The organism is Paraburkholderia yinzeri (assembly GCF_046581065.1).
Taxonomy (GTDB): Bacteria; Pseudomonadota; Gammaproteobacteria; order Burkholderiales; family Burkholderiaceae; genus Paraburkholderia.
In genome coordinates this window covers 2,223,873-2,239,236 of the sequence record NZ_JBFOCJ010000001.1, presented here as the reverse complement: position 1 = coordinate 2,239,236, position 15,364 = coordinate 2,223,873, and the positions used below count along the sequence as shown (strand labels likewise).

General features: G+C 65.2%; 18 protein-coding genes and 1 tRNA gene. 8 read left to right on the top strand and 11 right to left on the bottom strand.

What is annotated here, in order from left to right; genetic code table 11:
* From cysW to WJ542_RS10680, 3 genes are all read right to left on the bottom strand, one after another.
* Complete coding sequence (gene cysW, locus WJ542_RS10690; protein WP_411189268.1) at nucleotides 1-981, bottom strand: sulfate ABC transporter permease subunit CysW; 981 nt, start codon at nucleotides 979-981, stop codon at nucleotides 1-3.
* A complete protein-coding gene (gene cysT / locus WJ542_RS10685) occupies nucleotides 978-1,877 on the bottom strand; it encodes a sulfate ABC transporter permease subunit CysT (protein ID WP_411189267.1) in 900 nt (299 codons plus the stop codon). Before cysT ends, cysW begins: the two co-directional genes overlap by 4 nt.
* A 110-nt stretch (nucleotides 1,878-1,987) precedes the next feature.
* On the bottom strand, nucleotides 1,988-3,043 hold the full coding sequence (locus WJ542_RS10680) for a sulfate ABC transporter substrate-binding protein (protein ID WP_411189266.1): 1,056 nt from the start codon (nucleotides 3,041-3,043) through the stop codon (nucleotides 1,988-1,990).
* A gap of 271 nt (nucleotides 3,044-3,314) precedes the next feature.
* Between WJ542_RS10680 and lexA the strand changes: the two genes are divergently transcribed.
* The 3 genes from lexA (at nucleotide 3,315) to WJ542_RS10665 (ending at nucleotide 5,142) form a co-directional block, all read left to right on the top strand.
* Complete coding sequence (lexA, locus tag WJ542_RS10675; RefSeq protein ID WP_411189265.1) at nucleotides 3,315-3,965, top strand: transcriptional repressor LexA; 651 nt, start codon at nucleotides 3,315-3,317, stop codon at nucleotides 3,963-3,965.
* Nucleotides 3,966-3,992: 27 nt separating this feature from the next.
* Nucleotides 3,993-4,376, top strand: coding sequence for a hypothetical protein (locus WJ542_RS10670; RefSeq protein WP_411189264.1), 384 nt, complete (start codon nucleotides 3,993-3,995; stop codon nucleotides 4,374-4,376).
* A gap of 106 nt (nucleotides 4,377-4,482) precedes the next feature.
* Nucleotides 4,483-5,142: a DUF2939 domain-containing protein gene (locus WJ542_RS10665; protein ID WP_411190525.1), complete on the top strand. Its 660-nt coding sequence runs from the start codon at nucleotides 4,483-4,485 to the stop codon at nucleotides 5,140-5,142.
* Nucleotides 5,143-5,181: 39 nt separating this feature from the next.
* Here the strand turns inward: WJ542_RS10665 and WJ542_RS10660 are convergent, their stop codons facing one another.
* On the bottom strand, nucleotides 5,182-5,655 hold the full coding sequence (locus tag WJ542_RS10660; protein ID WP_411189263.1) for a universal stress protein: 474 nt from the start codon (nucleotides 5,653-5,655) through the stop codon (nucleotides 5,182-5,184).
* A 270-nt stretch (nucleotides 5,656-5,925) separates the two neighbouring features.
* Here WJ542_RS10660 and nodI point away from each other — a divergent pair, with 270 nt between their 5' ends.
* Both nodI and WJ542_RS10650 read left to right on the top strand, forming a co-directional pair.
* Entirely contained in the window at nucleotides 5,926-6,840 is a 915-nt protein-coding gene (nodI, locus tag WJ542_RS10655) for a nodulation factor ABC transporter ATP-binding protein NodI (protein ID WP_411189262.1), read from the top strand.
* Nucleotides 6,841-6,936: 96 nt separating this feature from the next.
* Entirely contained in the window at nucleotides 6,937-7,773 is an 837-nt protein-coding gene (locus WJ542_RS10650; RefSeq protein WP_411190524.1) for an ABC transporter permease, read from the top strand.
* 55 nt (nucleotides 7,774-7,828) lie between these two features.
* On the opposite strand, the gene WJ542_RS10645 is transcribed toward WJ542_RS10650, so the two are convergent.
* From WJ542_RS10645 to WJ542_RS10635, 3 genes are all read right to left on the bottom strand, one after another.
* Nucleotides 7,829-8,251: a hypothetical protein gene (locus tag WJ542_RS10645; RefSeq protein WP_411189261.1), complete on the bottom strand. Its 423-nt coding sequence runs from the start codon at nucleotides 8,249-8,251 to the stop codon at nucleotides 7,829-7,831.
* 193 nt (nucleotides 8,252-8,444) lie between these two features.
* Nucleotides 8,445-9,506, bottom strand: a complete 1,062-nt coding sequence (locus WJ542_RS10640; protein ID WP_411189260.1) for a permease — start codon at nucleotides 9,504-9,506, stop codon at nucleotides 8,445-8,447.
* A 262-nt stretch (nucleotides 9,507-9,768) separates the two neighbouring features.
* Nucleotides 9,769-10,821 (bottom strand): NADP(H)-dependent aldo-keto reductase, encoded by a 1,053-nt coding sequence (locus WJ542_RS10635; protein WP_411189259.1) that lies wholly within the window; start codon nucleotides 10,819-10,821, stop codon nucleotides 9,769-9,771.
* A gap of 278 nt (nucleotides 10,822-11,099) precedes the next feature.
* Between WJ542_RS10635 and dusA the strand changes: the two genes are divergently transcribed.
* The 3 genes from dusA to WJ542_RS10620 all read left to right on the top strand — a co-directional run bounded on the left by dusA (nucleotide 11,100) and on the right by WJ542_RS10620 (nucleotide 12,978).
* Nucleotides 11,100-12,131: a tRNA dihydrouridine(20/20a) synthase DusA gene (gene dusA, locus WJ542_RS10630; RefSeq protein ID WP_411189258.1), complete on the top strand. Its 1,032-nt coding sequence runs from the start codon at nucleotides 11,100-11,102 to the stop codon at nucleotides 12,129-12,131.
* A gap of 95 nt (nucleotides 12,132-12,226) precedes the next feature.
* A tRNA-His gene (locus tag WJ542_RS10625) sits at nucleotides 12,227-12,302 on the top strand.
* A gap of 292 nt (nucleotides 12,303-12,594) precedes the next feature.
* On the top strand, nucleotides 12,595-12,978 hold the full coding sequence (locus tag WJ542_RS10620) for a hypothetical protein (RefSeq protein WP_411189257.1): 384 nt from the start codon (nucleotides 12,595-12,597) through the stop codon (nucleotides 12,976-12,978).
* 34 nt (nucleotides 12,979-13,012) lie between these two features.
* Here the strand turns inward: WJ542_RS10620 and WJ542_RS10615 are convergent, their stop codons facing one another.
* Genes WJ542_RS10615 through ssuC form a run of 4 tightly spaced genes read right to left on the bottom strand, consistent with a single transcriptional unit; the run spans nucleotide 13,013 to nucleotide 15,356 of the window.
* A complete protein-coding gene (locus WJ542_RS10615) occupies nucleotides 13,013-13,249 on the bottom strand; it encodes a hypothetical protein (protein WP_411189256.1) in 237 nt (78 codons plus the stop codon).
* A gap of 51 nt (nucleotides 13,250-13,300) precedes the next feature.
* Nucleotides 13,301-13,516, bottom strand: a complete 216-nt coding sequence (locus tag WJ542_RS10610) for a TOBE domain-containing protein (RefSeq protein ID WP_027797203.1) — start codon at nucleotides 13,514-13,516, stop codon at nucleotides 13,301-13,303.
* A gap of 50 nt (nucleotides 13,517-13,566) precedes the next feature.
* A complete protein-coding gene (locus tag WJ542_RS10605; RefSeq protein ID WP_411189255.1) occupies nucleotides 13,567-14,520 on the bottom strand; it encodes an ATP-binding cassette domain-containing protein in 954 nt (317 codons plus the stop codon).
* Nucleotides 14,517-15,356: an aliphatic sulfonate ABC transporter permease SsuC gene (ssuC, locus tag WJ542_RS10600; RefSeq protein WP_411189254.1), complete on the bottom strand. Its 840-nt coding sequence runs from the start codon at nucleotides 15,354-15,356 to the stop codon at nucleotides 14,517-14,519. The genes WJ542_RS10605 and ssuC overlap by 4 nt, the downstream gene beginning before the upstream one ends.
* Nucleotides 15,357-15,364: the final 8 nt, after the last annotated feature.

Genomic DNA, 15,364 nt, shown 5'->3' with positions numbered 1-15,364 from the left:
TTACAGATCTCCGTGTTCAAACGCGTGCCGGGCAACGCCGGCGCGTACGGCGTCCTGCGTGCCGGGTTGTAGAGGGACGCCGCCGGCCAGGACGGCCGCCTGCGCCGGCACCGCGCTCTCGTCCCTGAGTTCGGCAGAAAGATGACGCTCCGCGAGCAACTTCAGGCCCAGCGTCACCAGCGCGAGCAGCGCAAGCAGCGACGCCACCGCGAACGCCGCGGCGAAGTTGTATTCGTTGTAGAGGATCTCGACGTGCAGCGGCATCGTGTCGGTCTGCCCGCGGATGTGCCCCGAGACCACCGACACCGCGCCGAACTCGCCCATCGCGCGCGCATTGCAGAGGATCACGCCGTACAGCAGGCCCCAGCGGATGTTGGGCAGCGTCACGCGCCGGAACATCTGCCAGCCCGAAGCGCCGAGCACGCGCGCGGCCTCCTCCTCGTCGTTGCCCTGCGCCTGCATCAGCGGGATCAGTTCGCGCGCAACGAACGGGAACGTCACGAAGATCGTCGCGAGCACGATGCCTGGCACAGCGAAGATGATCTGCACGTCATGGTCTTCGAGCCAGGGGCCGAGCCAGCCCTGCGCGCCGAACAGCAGTACGTAAATGAGGCCCGAGATCACAGGCGAAACCGAGAACGGCAGATCGATCAGCGTCGTGAGGAGCGCCTTGCCGCGAAATTCGAACTTTGCGATCGCCCACGAGGCCGCGAGGCCGAACGCGAGATTCAGCGGCACGGCAATCGCGGCGGTAAGGAGCGTAAGCTTGATCGCCGAGACCGCGTCTGGATCGGCAAGCGATTCGAAGTAGAAACCAATGCCCTTCGACAAGGCCTGACTGAACACCGCAACGAGCGGCACCACGAGAAAGAGCGTGAGAAAGGCGAGCGCGATACCGGTGAGGAGCCAGCGCACCCAGGGCGCCTCCGTCACCGGATCGGGCCGGCGCTGCGCACGCGTTGAGGGTACGGGCGTGCTCATTGCGCACCTCCTGTGACGACGACGCGCGCGAGCTCACCAGTCCCTGGGCCCGCCGACACACCGCGGCTCGTGCACCGCTGCAGATACCACTGCAGCGTATTGACGAAAAGCAGCATGACGAACGAGACGCACAGCATCACGACGGCGAGCGCAGTAGCGCCTGCATAGTCGTACTGTTCGAGCTTCGTGATGATCAGAAGCGATGTGATTTCGGACTTCATCGGCACGTTGCCGGCGATGAAGATGACCGAGCCGTACTCGCCCAGCGCACGCGCGAACGCCAGCGCGAATCCCGTCAGCAGCGCGGGAAGCGCGGCGGGCAGCACGACGCGGCGAAACGTGAGCCAACGCGAGGCACCGAGGCAGGCGGCGGCCTCTTCCTGTTCGCGCTCGAAATCCTCCAGCACGGGCTGCACGGTGCGCACGACGAACGGCAGGCCGATGAACGTCAACGCCACGAGCACGCCGAGCGGCGTGAACGCGACCTTGAGGCCGAGCGGCTCGAGAAATTGCCCGATCCAGCCATTGCCCGCATAGACGGCCGCGAGCGAAATGCCCGCCACGGAGGTGGGCAGTGCAAACGGCAGATCGACGAGCGCATCGACGATGCGCTTGAACGGAAATGGATAGCGCACGAGCACCCACGCGAGCAAAAAACCGAACACCGCGTTGATGAGCGCCCCACCCAGCGCCGAGAGGAACGTGAGCCGGTACGACGCGATCACGCGCGGCGACGCCACGGCGCGCACGAACTGCCCCCAGTCGAGCGTCGCGGTCTTGAGGAAAGTGGACGCAAGCGGGATCAGCACCACGAGACTCAGGTAAGCCACCGTAATGCCGAGCGTAAGGCCGAATCCCGGCAGCGCACTCGGCTTGCGTAATCGAAACGTCGTCATGCTCGTGGCTCTTTCAGATTGCTGCGGCGCCATGCGCCAAAAAGCGCGCCTTCGAGGCGTGCTCGTCGATGACCGCAAAATGCGGCCGCGGCGTTTGCATCACGGCCACATCACTGCGGCGCGTAGATCGAATCGAACACGCCGCCGTCCGCGAAATGGGTCTTCTGCGCATTCGCCCAGCCGCCGAAGGTGTCTTCGACCGTGTACAGCTTCAGCTTCGGAAACTTCGCCGTGAGATTCGCCGGCACCTTGTCCGAACGCGGGCGGTAGAAGTTCTTCGCCGCAATTTCCTGGCCCTCCTCCGAATAGAGGAACTGCAGATAGGCCTCGGCCACCTTGCGCGTGCCGTGCTTGTCCACCACCTTGTCGACCACGGCAACGGGCGGCTCGGCCAGAATGCTTGCCGACGGCACCACGATCTCGAACTTGTCGGGCCCGAACTCCTTGAGCGAAAGAAACGCTTCGTTCTCCCATGCAATCAGCACATCGCCAATGCCGCGCTGCACGAAGCTCGTCGTCGCGCCGCGCGCGCCCGAGTCGAGCACGCCCGCATTCTTGTAGAGCTTCGTGACGAACGCCTTCGCCGTCGCCTCATTGCCGCCCGGCTGGTGCAGCGCATACGCCCAGGCGGCGAGATAGTTCCATCGCGCGCCGCCCGAAGTCTTCGGATTCGGCGTAACAATCGAAACACCCGGCTTCACGAGGTCGCCCCAGTCCTTGATGTGCCTGGGATTGCCCTTGCGCACGAGGAACACGATGGTGGAGGTATACGGCGAGGCGTTGTCGGGCAGGCGCTTTTGCCAGTCGGCGGCGACGAGGCCCTTCTTCGCAAGGGCGTCGATGTCGTAAGCGAGCGCGAGCGTGACGACGTCGGCCTGCAGCCCGTCGAGCACCGAGCGCGCCTGCGCGCCGGAGCCGCCGTGCGACTGCCTGATCGTGACCGTCTCGCCGGTCTTCGCCTTCCATTCCTTGATGAAGGCGCTATTGATGTCCTGGTAGAGCTCGCGTGTCGGGTCGTAGGAAACGTTCAGGAGCGAAGTCTCCGCGTGGGCAACCGGCATCAGCATAGCCATGCCGACCAGCGGCACCGCACCGATCAGGAGTCTTGCAGCCAGCGTCCTGAACCAGCCATTTTTTCCCGCGTTCCCCGTATTCCCACTACGCATCCGCTTTCTCCGTGTTGTCGTGCGTGATTGCAGCTAACGATGCAGCGGAGTCTAACAATTTGCTTAAATGAGTAAAAATGATGTTTTCTTATTCTTTCATATCCAATTGTGCTAAGGAAAGCTGACCGGACCTCATAACGCTGCTGTCGTCCTGGCAGATGCGGGATTTGCACGTTCCGGCGCCGGCCGAACGAAGAACTTCAAGTAACACTTGAAAAGCGTCGAATACTGTATAAAAATACAGTCACCTGTCTATCCATACAGTGGCGCCATGACCAAACTCACCGCACGACAGCAGCAGGTTTTCGATCTGATCCGGCGCGCGATCGAGCGCACGGGCTTCCCGCCCACCCGCGCCGAAATCGCGGCCGAACTCGGCTTCAGCTCCGCGAACTCCGCCGAGGAGCATCTGCGCGCGCTGGCGCGCAAGGGCGTGATCGAACTGGCCGCCGGCGCGTCGCGCGGTATCCGTCTCATGCCGGGTCCGGACGACCTCCCGCACCAGTTCACGCTGCCGCACGCCAGCATCATGCAGCTTTCGCTGCCGCTCGTCGGCCGCGTGGCAGCCGGCAGCCCGATCCTCGCGCAGGAGCACATCTCGCAGCACTACGCGTGCGACCCCGCGCTCTTCTCGAGCAAGCCCGACTACCTCCTGAAGGTGCGCGGCCTGTCGATGCGCGACGCCGGCATCCTCGACGGCGACCTGCTCGCGGTGCAAAAGAAAAGCGAAGCGAAAGACGGCCAGATCATCGTGGCGCGCCTTGGCGACGACGTCACCGTCAAACGCCTGAAGCGCCGGCCGAACGGCCTCGAACTGATTGCCGAAAACCCCGACTACGAGAACATCTTCGTCGAGGCCAGCAGCGCCGAATTTGCGCTGGAAGGCATCGCAGTCGGGCTGATCCGCCCCACCGAATTCTGATAATCCGAACACTGTCTGGAGGGAGTTATGGAACGTCTTGCCCGTCTGCTGCCCTTTCGTCAATTTGGCCGCCTGCGCCATCTGCGCGGCCTCGCCGACTGCGCCGCGCGCAATGCGCGCGCAACGGCCGCCGCCTTGTCCGGTTCGCTCTTCGAGGCAGCGGATTATGAGTCCGCCGCCGGTGCGGCCGCGACTCCGGTCGACCTTCCATCGTTGCCATCCGCACAGCCCGCATTCGCGCGCGTTTCGCTCAACAGCGGCCTGAATCACGCCGAGCCGGATCGCCGCGCGCCGGTGCGCGTCTATCACGGCCCCTCGCGGCTGATCATGGTGGGAACCATGGATGCGGTGTGCCGCATGATCGACCGCTGCATCGCCGAACAGGCCGACCCGGCGGCGCTCGCCCGGTAACACAGGGCGCGTGAAGGCGGTGGGGGAAGGTCCGGCAAGAAGCTTCGGGATCGTTTCGGCGCCGGCGCGGTCAACAGGACGTGTCCCATCACTCCCGACCTGAATGATGACCGAATCCGCTTCGAACAAACGCTGGATCAAACCCGTCGCCGTCGTGCTCGTCGCGCTGGCGCTCGTCGCCGCGCTGGGCTACGGCTATGCGTCGCCCTATGTCGCGCTGGATCGGCTGAAGGCCGCCGCCGATGCGCGCGATGCGGCCACGCTCAGCGAATATGTCGACTACCCGGCTTTGCGCGCGAGTTTGAAGCAGCAGGTTGGCAAACTGCTTCAGCGGCGCATCGCGGCGCAGCACAGCAGTAACCCGTTGCTGCTGTTCGGCGCCGTGATTGGCGCGGCCCTCATCGGCCCGCTCGTGGACGCGTATGCGACACCGGACGGCGTCGCCGCGCTGCTCAATGGCATGCCGCCCACCGGAAAGCCGGGCGAGCAGCCGCCCCAGGCAGGCAATCCCGCTGCGGCACCGGCTCCTGCGCCCGCCAATCCGCCCGCCCCGACGCCTCCGGCCGCCCCGGCTGAAAACGCGCAGCCGGCGCCACGGCCTCAGACCACGGCCGGCTACCGCAGCCTCGATGAATTCGTCGTGACCTGGCAGCGCAGCGCGAGCGGCGAGCGTTACGCCGCCGTCCTGCAACGCCATGGCCTGTTTTCGTGGAAGCTCGCGGCGGTCGAATTGAACGACCCGGCCGATACGAACAGCGACCAATAGCGGCGAATCGCACCGCTATTGGCGGCACTCAGGCGGCACTCAAGCCGCCTCCTGCGCCTGCTGCTTTTGCTCCGCAGCCGAAGAACACGCTACGAGGATGCTGCACGACACGCGGTCGAGCAGCAGCGTATTGCCCGCCCCCATCCACCAGCGCGAGAGACCGGTGCGGCAGCGGTGCCCCACCACCACCAGATCGACGTGCAGTTCGTTGGCCAGATTCGCGATCTCGTCGATAGGATGGCCGAAGGCGAAGTGACCCTGCGCATGCACGCCGCGCTCGGTCAGCCACTCCACACCCTCCTGAAGAATCTCGCGCGCCGTCTCTTCGAAGCGGCCGCAGGCCACGTCGGTCAGGAGGCCGGCGCTCTGCGCGATCGTCGAACGCATGTCGACCACCGAAAGCAGATGCGTTTCCGCCCGCAGGTCCAGCGCAAGATCCGCGCCGCAGCGCAGTGCCTTGCGGCCTTCGCGCGAGCCGTCGTAACAAAGCAGAATCTTTTTGTAGCTCGCCATGATGTTTCTCCCCCGCCCACGCGAATCGCAGGCTGTGCAATTTCATGATGGTGCGCCGCAATTCCACATGCAAGGGCTGGAAAACGCCAGGTCCGGCCGTGTTGCGCCCGATCCGGAATCCTGCGGGGCGGACTTACGTCGTTGCTGCGTCAAAGCTTGTCGTGGCAGGTTTTGCCGTCGGCCGGAGGCACAGGATTGCTCTAGAATAGGCCCCCTCATGGTGCATCGCGCGTGCACCGCTTCCGTCGAACTCATCGTTCATTACGGCCTATGTCCGCACCCGCCATCGAATTCGAGCAGGTCATCAAACACTATGGAGACAGGGCGGTCGTCAATGGCCTGTCCTTCGAGGTCCGGCCCGGCGAATGCTTCGGGCTTCTCGGACCCAACGGCGCGGGCAAGACCACGACGCTGCGCATGCTGCTTGGCATCGTCGCACCCGATGCGGGCCGCATCAGCCTTTGCGGCGAGCCGGTGCCCGCGCGGGCGCGCCATGCCCGCGCGCGCGTAGGCGTCGTGCCGCAGTTCGACAATCTCGATCCGGACTTCACGGTCCGCGAGAACCTGCTCGTATTCGGCCGCTATTTCGGCCTGTCCGCCAGCGAGGCGCGTGCGCTCGTCGCGCCTTTGCTCGAATTCGCGCGGCTCGAGAGCAAGGCCGATGCACGCGTGAGCGAGCTCTCGGGCGGCATGCGCCGGCGCCTCACGCTTGCGCGCGCGCTCGTCAACGACCCCGATGTGCTGGTGCTCGACGAACCGACCACCGGGCTCGATCCGCAGGCGCGCCACCTCATCTGGGAGCGGCTGCGCTCGCTGCTTGCGCGCGGCAAGACCATCCTGCTCACCACGCATTTCATGGAGGAGGCCGAACGACTTTGCAAACGCGTATGCGTGATCGAGGAAGGCCGCAAGATCGCGGAGGGTGCGCCGAACGCGCTGATCGAATCCGAGATTGGTTACGACGTGATCGAAGTGTACGGCCCCGACCCAGTCGCGCTGCGCGATGAACTGGCGCCCTTCGCGATACGCACGGAAATCAGCGGCGAAACGCTCTTCTGCTATGTCGACGATCCGCAGCCCGTGCACCAGCATCTGCGCCAGCGCGCCGACCTGCGCTATCTGCACCGGCCCGCGAATCTGGAAGACGTGTTCCTGCGGCTCACGGGCCGCGAGATGCAGGATTAAACCCAGCAGGATTAAACCCGGCAGGATCAAGACTGGCAGGACAGAACGCGCATGAACCGGCACGACGACACCCGCGAGGCCTCATCCCTCCCCCCTATGCAAGCACGCACCGAAGACCGCGCGCCAGCGCACCCCGCCAGCCACCCGCAACGCGAGCCGCGCGCCGCGCTGCCCTCCAGCACGACGCACTGGGTCGCCGTCTGGCGCCGCAACTATCTCGTGTGGCGCAAGCTCGCGCTCGCCTCGATGTTCGGCAATCTCGCCGACCCGATGATCTATCTGTTCGGTCTCGGCTTCGGGCTAGGCCTGATGGTCGGCCACGTGGACGGCGTCTCCTATATCGCCTTCCTCGCGGCGGGCACGGTGTCGTCGTCGGTGATGATGTCGGCAAGCTTCGAGTCGATGTACTCGGGCTTCTCGCGCATGCACGTGCAGCGTACGTGGGAAGCCATCATGCACACGCCGCTCTCGCTCGGCGACATCGTGCTGGGCGAGATCGTCTGGGCCGCGAGCAAGTCGATGCTGTCGGGCGCCGCCATCATGCTCGTGGCGGGCGTGCTCGGCTACGCGAGCTTTCCGTCGATGCTGCTTGCGCTACCCGTGATCGCACTCGCCGGGCTCGCATTCGCGAGCTGCGCGATGATCGTGACAGCGCTTGCGCCGTCGTACGACTTCTTCATGTTCTACCAGACGCTCGTGCTCACGCCCATGCTGCTGCTTTCGGGCGTGTTCTTTCCGATCACGCAGCTGCCGTCGGCCGCGCAACACATCACGCTGATGCTGCCGCTCGCGCATGCCGTCGAACTGATCCGTCCAGCCATGCTGGGGCGCCCCGTTGAGAACGCGGCAACGCATGTGTTCGTGCTGGCCGTGTACGTGCTGGTGCCGTTCGCAATCGCGACCGTGCTGTTCCGCAGGCGGATGATGCGCTGAAAGCGCGCGCGGCCGCGATATGCGCCGCCTCGCGCCGACAAGGCGTGACGACGGATCAATCCTCGTCGTCGCCCCAGGGAATATCGACGTCCGAAATAAAGGCCACCGTCGCGAACGGGCCGCCTTCCTCGCGGCCGAGCTTGCCGTCGGCGCGATGCCATTCAATGCGGAAGGTGGTTGCCGGCGTTTGCGCGAGTAGCCGCACGATGCGGATCTCCTCGGGGTCGGAGTCCTCCACCGGACCGTCGAGCGAGACCAGCAACTGCTGCGGCCATACACCGTCGGCGGGATCGTAGATACGGTCGCCGTCGGGAATCGCGACGTGCGCCTCGACGCCTATCGTCGCCGAGGCCTCCACGACCATTTTTCCGAGCGCGCGCAGCACGGCCGTCGCGCGTGCCGAATTGGCCTGGCGAATGGCGAGGTCGCCGCGTGTGAGCGCCTGTTCGAGTTTCGGATTCGTTTTCTGCTGTGCCATGCTCATTCCCGGGCTGAAGCCCCTTTCTCCTGTCCCACGCAAAACCGTCGAACGGCTTGCCCATGGCTTGCCGCCCGCCCCGCTTATGCATGACATCAATGCCTGATTCCCTTCGCACTCCATCGTAGCATCGCGAACGAGGGCCGCACCAAAGCGCCGTGCGGACGCGCCACCCCCGCCCCGCCACACGCCGCTAGAAGCCGAATGCCACTACGGCAAGACCCGAAACCACACCGAACAACACGACCACCGCAGCCACCAAGGCCAGCGTGCGCGCACGGAACGAGCCCGTCAGCATCGCGAACGACGGCACGCTCACGGGCGGCAGCGTCATGAGAAGCGCGCCGGCCGGGCCAACGCCCATGCCGAGCGCGAGCATCGCCTGGATGATCGGCACCTCGCCGGCCGTCGGGATCACGAACAGCATGCCCGCCACCGCGAACGCGACGATCCAGCCGAGACTGCTCGTCACTTCGGGCCCGATATGCGGAAACAGCCACGCGCGCGCCGCGCCGAGCAGCAGCACGAGCACGACGTACTCGGGAATGAGGCGCACGGCCATGCGCACGAAGAGTGTCAGCCAGCGCACGAACATGCTGCCGCCGTCCGCCTGCTGCTGCGCGAGCTGGGCGAGGCGGTCGTCGGCGGCGTGCGCCTCCTGCGGTGTGACGAGCCGGTTCGCGAGCCAGCCGAGGCCGAAGACCATCAGCACGCCCAGGACCAGACGCAGCGCGCTCCACTGCCAGCCGAGCACGAAGCCCATGAAGACGAGCGTAGCGGGATTGAGCACGGAATTGCCGAGCCAGAACGCAATCGCCCCGCCCGCCGAGGCATTGCGCGCGCGCAGCCCGGCCACCACGGGCGCCGCGCAACAGGTGCACATCATGCCCGGCACGGCGAGAAGACCACCCGCCGCGACGCTGCCGAAGCCGTGGCGCCCGAGCACGCGCGCGACCCACTGGACCGGCAGCAGCGCCTGAACCGCCGACCCCAGCAGCAGGCCGAGAACCATCGCCTGCCAGATCGCCTTGCCATAAGCCCACGCATAATCGAGCGCGGCGGACACCGACGGCGCCGGCGCGCTGGCGTCGGCCCCCATCAGAATGGATTTGCCGATCGAATGCGTTGCCTCGGCCGTAAAGGCACGGTGGTAATACGGGAACCACTTCACGTAGAAAAGACCGGCCACCGCCAGCAGAAAAAAAATGGGCCAGCCATACGAGGGCGTCGGTTGCGCGTCGCGGGCGCTCGTCATCGTGAACGTTCTCCGGGAAAAGGGGGAAGCAGTCGGGGCCGTATCGTGCGATACGGCCCCGACAGCGCAAGCTGGATCGTAGTGTATGGCGCGCGAATCGCCAAACGGCTTTCGCGGCATGTCGAACGCTGTCGGCACTACGCCGCCGCCGGCGCGGCGAGCGCAAGGATACACGCACCTCGCGGGCGGCGGCGCGTGGCGCGGGTCGCGCAACTACCCGGACCTGCCGGGCGCGCGACGCTTCACGGCTTCCGGGCGGCGGTCAGGGTGCGGGGTTGGGCTGCTGTTCGTGGAGCGCGTCGATCTGCGCGAGCACCTCGGGCGAGAGCTTCACGTCGACGCTGGCGATGTTCTCCTTCAACTGCGTCATTGACGTCGCGCCGATCAGATTGCTCGTGACGAACGGCCGGCTGTTGACGAAGGCGAGCGCGAACTGTGCGGGCGTGAAGCCGTGCTCCTTCGCGAGCGCGACGTAACGGGACGTGGCCGCGACGGCTTGCGGCTTGCTGTAGCGCTGGAAGCGCTCGAACTTCGTGATGCGCGCGCCTTCGGGGCGCGCGCCGCCCTCGTACTTGCCGGAGAGCCAGCCGAACGCCATCGGCGAATACGCGAGCAGACCGATGCCCGCGCGATGCGTGAACTCGGAAAGCCCGCTTTCGAAGGTGCGGTTCACGAGGCTATAGGGATTCTGGATGCTGACGATGCGCGGCAGGCCCAGCTTTTCGGACGCGCGCAGGAATTGCGCGACGCCCCACGGCGTCTCGTTCGACACGCCGATGTGACGCACCTTGCCTGCCTTCACGAACTCGGCCAGCACGGACAAGGTCTCCTCGATGGGCACCGTATAGGCGTCGTCGACCCACGGATACACGTTGCGGCCGAACGTCATCGTGCTGCGGTCGGGCCAGTGCAGTTGATAGAGATCGACGTAATCGGTCTGCAGGCGCTTGAGGCTGCCTTCCAGCGCCTCGGTGAGATTCTTGCGGTCGAACTGGTTGCCCTCGCCGCGGATATGGCGCGGATTGTGCGGCTGGCGCGCCGGCCCGGCAATCTTGCTGGCGAGCACGATGCGATCGCGCGCGCTGCGATGCTGGGCGAGCCACGTACCGATATAGCGCTCGGTCAGGCCCTGGGTCTCGGGCCGCGGCGGCACGGGATACATCTCCGCGGCATCGATCAGCGTGACGCCCTGATCGAGTGCGTAGTCGATCTGTTCGTGCGCGTCGCGCTCGGTGTTCTGTTCGCCCCAGGTCATCGTGCCGAGACCGATCAGGCTCACCTTCACGTCCGTGTCGCCGAGTGTGCGGTAGTCCATCGAAGCGTATTCCATCGTGAGTTGGTCAGACGCTGAAACTACCACGCCCGCGCGGATTTTTCAGAGGATCGCCCAGACGAGGCGGCGCCTGCGCGTGCGTAGACGCCAGGTGCGGGCTTGTCCGGTCGAAAATAGGGTCAAGCGATTTTGCCGACAGATTTTTGCTGACAGACGCTGGCAGACCTTCACATCGGGTTTGCGCAGCGCGCAACGCGACATGGCATCTGGGTTAAAATACAAGGTTGATCCTTGCACGCTGCGTTTTCGCGCCTTCTCTCATGTCCGCCAATCCCGTCTCCAGCCCCCGCCGCGTCTCCGTGGCGCCGATGATGGACTGGACTGACCGTCACTGCCGCTCGCTGCACCGCTTCATCTCCCGGCACACGTGGCTCTATACGGAGATGGTGACGACGGGCGCCCTGCTCCACGGCGACGTGCCGCGCCATCTGGCGTTCACGCCGCACGAGGCACCGGTGGCGCTGCAACTGGGCGGCAGCGAACCCGACGACCTCGCGCGTTCGGCGAAGCTCGGCGAACAATGGGGCTACGACGAGATCAACCTGAACTGCGGCTGCCCGTCCGAGCGCGTGCAGCGCGGGGCGTTCGGCGCCTGCCTCATGAACGAACCGCAACTCGTGGCCGACTGCGTGAAAGCCATGCGCGACGTCGTTTCGGTGCCGGTGACGGTCAAGCACCGTATCGGCGTGGATGCGGTCGAGGAATATGCATTCGTGCGCGACTTCGTTGGCACCGTCGCTGACGCGGGCTGCGAGGTGTTTATCGTCCACGCGCGCAACGCGATTCTCAAGGGGCTCAGCCCGAAGGAAAACCGCGAGATTCCGCCGCTGAAGTACGAGTACGCGCATCAGTTGAAGCGCGACTTCCCGCACCTCGAAATCATCATCAACGGCGGCATCAAGACGCTCGACGAGGTGGAGACGCATCTCGAGCACGTGGACGGCGTGATGCTCGGCCGCGAGGCCTACCACAACCCCTACGTGCTGGCCGAGGTTGATGCGCGCTTCTACGGTTCGCAGGAGCGCGCGCCCACGCGCGAGGCAGTGGAGGCAAAGCTCATCGAGTACTGTGCGCAGGAAATCGCGCGCGGCACGCATCTGAGCGCGATCACGCGCCACGCGCTGGGACTCTATCGCGGCGTGGCCGGCGCGCGCGGCTGGCGTCGCGTGCTGTCGGACAACCGCAAGCTTGCGAAAGCCGATCTCGCCATCTTCGAAGAGGCGCGCGAGCCTCTGCGGGCGGCCGCATTCTCCGAGGACGGAGCGGAAACGTCTGCGGAAATATTTCAATGAAGGGCTAGGCAATCGCAATAGAGTGTGTATATAATCTTGCTTCTCGATTGATGGCTGCGTCTGTTGCAGCATGGGTCGAGCAAAGTTGTGCAGTGGTGGCTGTAGCTCAGTTGGTAGAGTCCAGGATTGTGATTCCTGTCGTCGTGGGTTCGAGTCCCATCAGCCACCCCAAAGAATTCAATCAAAAAGCCCAGCCCTAACCGGTTGGGCTTTTTGCTTTGCGGGTCCGCGTAGGCGCTGTGCAGGCAAATCCGGACCGTTGCCTGCGCAACGTCATCTCTCGCCGCAGCGCTTCTGCGGCCCGCACGAGGAATTTTCTCGTCGGATTACCTACCCCATCGCGTTTCCCACAATGCCGTTGGGAGTCGCGATAGATAACCGGGCCAGCGAAGGATGAAAAAAAGAAATACGCCAGCGGAACCCGCAGTTAATCTACCTTTATTGATAACCGGGAGGCACTGGCATGTTCTATAGCCAATCGTGGATGGGTTACGGCATGGTCGGGGGTCTGCAGGCGGGTGCGATTGCGGCTGCAATCGGATTCTTCATGCTGCTGCTGGTGCGCTGGCTGACCCGCAAACAACGCTGGAGCCAGGGCCGCGAGCTCGGAGTGGCTTATCTGCTGTCCCTGCTGCCCAGTTCCAGCGGCGATTTGTGGAATCTGTTCTATTTCAACTACGCCGACCTGCAGTCGCCGGTGTTCCTGAGCGCGGCACTAGCCGACGTACACGATCCGGACAGTATCGGGCTGCGCGTAATGTGCGAGTTCTCGGGCGTGGCGATCGGATTATTGCTAGCCTGGTTATTGCTGTTTTGGCGCGATCGCGCGCGTGCCAGTGGCGCATGACGCAGCACCGGAATGCGCGCCAACCACCGCTTCCCTACCCCTGCCCATCCACCCACGCTCGCGCCGCCTCGAAGCCCGCCTCGGCAGCGGCATGCTCGGTCGACCACAGCCGGTCGATATGGACCAGTTGCCAGTCCTTCACCACCGCATTACCGCGCAGCACGCGAAAATGGGCCTTTACGCCCGTTAGCACCTGCTCGACCGCCACTTCGATGTCGAAGTCCTTGTAGCGCTCCTGATAGTCGCCCATGTCGAGGCCCTTCGGCTCCATGATCGCTTCTCCGTCGTGGCAGACCGGACCATCGTAGCACTTCAGCGCGCGTCAAAGCCTCGCGATCGATACCTCCGTCGACTTCACGAGCGCCACCACTTCCGATCCCACCTTGAGGTCGAGCTCGTCGATCGAACGCGTCGTGATCACCGACGTCACCACGCCGAACGGCGTATCCACGTCGACCTCGGAAACCACCGGCCCGCGGATGATCTCCTTGACCTTGCCGCGAAACTGGTTGCGCACGTTGATAGCGGAAATACCCATAAAATCAGCCTCGAAAATTCGAATGAAATGGTCAAAAGGTCAGCAGCAATTCACGACGCCTGGCATGCCGCGCAGCCTTCACGTCGTGAAGACAGGCTCTCGGGCGTACGGCTCAGCACGCGATCGAGCACGCGCGCTTCGAGCGCCGCAAAGCGCGCGTTGGCGCGCTGGCGCGGACGCCCCAGCGGCACCGGTTCGTCGAGCGCAATATGCCCCGCCTCCACGAGCAGGACGCGTTCGCCCAGCGCCACCGCCTCCTGCACGTCGTGCGTGACGAGCAGCGCCGTGAAACGGTGTTCGCGCCACAGGCGTTCGATCAGCGCGTGCATTTCGATACGCGTCAGCGCGTCGAGCGCACCCAGCGGTTCGTCGAGCAGGAGAAGATTCGGCCGGTGCACGAGCGCGCGCGCGAGTGCCACGCGCTGGCGCTGGCCGCCGGAAAGGCGCGCGGGCCAGTCGTCCGCCCGCCCCAGGAGCCTCACTTCGTCGAGCACGGCACGCGCATCCTCGCGCGCGCCGCGGCCAAGACCCAGCATCACGTTCTGCAGCACCGTCTTCCAGGGCAGAAGGCGCGCGTCCTGGAACATGATGCGCGTCTCGGGCGGTGCGCCCGCCTCGCCGTGCCGGAGCAGTTCCCCCGCATCCGGCGTCTCGAGCCCCGCAATGAGGCGCAGCAGCGTGGACTTGCCGCAGCCGCTACGGCCGACGATCGAAACAAAGCTGCCGCGCTCGATCGACAGATCGAATCCGTCGAGCACCACGCGTTGCCCATAGCGCTTGCCCACGGCGCGCAATTCCACCGCCGGATCCGCGGCCGGCGCGCCACCGCGCAACAGCCCCGGTGCGCCTTCTGCGTCCTGCCGCCTCGACCTCGACGCGTCGCCTTTCGCCCGAGGGGGTGGCTCGACCGCGCCGTGCTCGCGCTGCCGCTGCGCCTCGATTTCGGCCTGCAGATCGCGGCCCGCAATGCCGGCATAGCCCGGCGCCAAAATCGTCGCGCTCATGTACCGCTCCCGGTTTGATACGCGGGGTGCCAGCGCAGCACGGCACGCTCGAGCGACCTGGCCAGCACGTCCGCCAGCTTGCCGAGCAATGCGTAGAGCAATATGCCGACCACCACCACATCGGTTTGCAGGAATTCGCGCGCGTTCATCGTCATGTAGCCGATGCCCGACTGCGCGGAGATCGTTTCGGCGACGATCAGCGTCACCCACATCAGCCCCAGCGCGAAGCGCACGCCGACGAGTATCGATGGCAACGCCCCCGGCAGGATCACATGCCGATAGAGCGCGAATCCCTTGAGGCCATAGCTGCGCGCCATCTCCACGAGGTTGGCGTCGACGCAGCGGATGCCGTGAAAGGTGTTCACGTACATGGGAAAGAACACGCCCAGCGCGACGAGAAAGAGCTTGGCCTCTTCCTCGATGCCGAACCACAGGATCACGAGCGGAATCATCGCGAGCGCCGGGATATTGCGGATCATCTGGATGGTCGAGTCGAGCGCGGTTTCGACGGGTTTGAAGAGCCCCGTCGCGAGGCCGAGCACGAGCCCGAAGCCCCCGCCGATCGCAAAGCCTGCCAGCGCGCGCCAGGTGCTCACGCGCACGTCCTGCCACATCTCCCCGGACTCGATCAGTGCCCAGGCGGCCCTGAGCACTGCGAGCGGCTCGGGCAGCACACGCGAGGACAGCACGCCGCTGCGCGCAGCCAGCTCCCACGCGGCAAGAATCGCGAGCGGCACGATCCAAGGCGCCGCGCTGGCGAACGCGGCGCGCAGCAGGGGTCTTAGCGAACGCCGGTCACGGGGTGCGACCACCGGAGCAACAGCCGTTTGACTCATGAAAACCT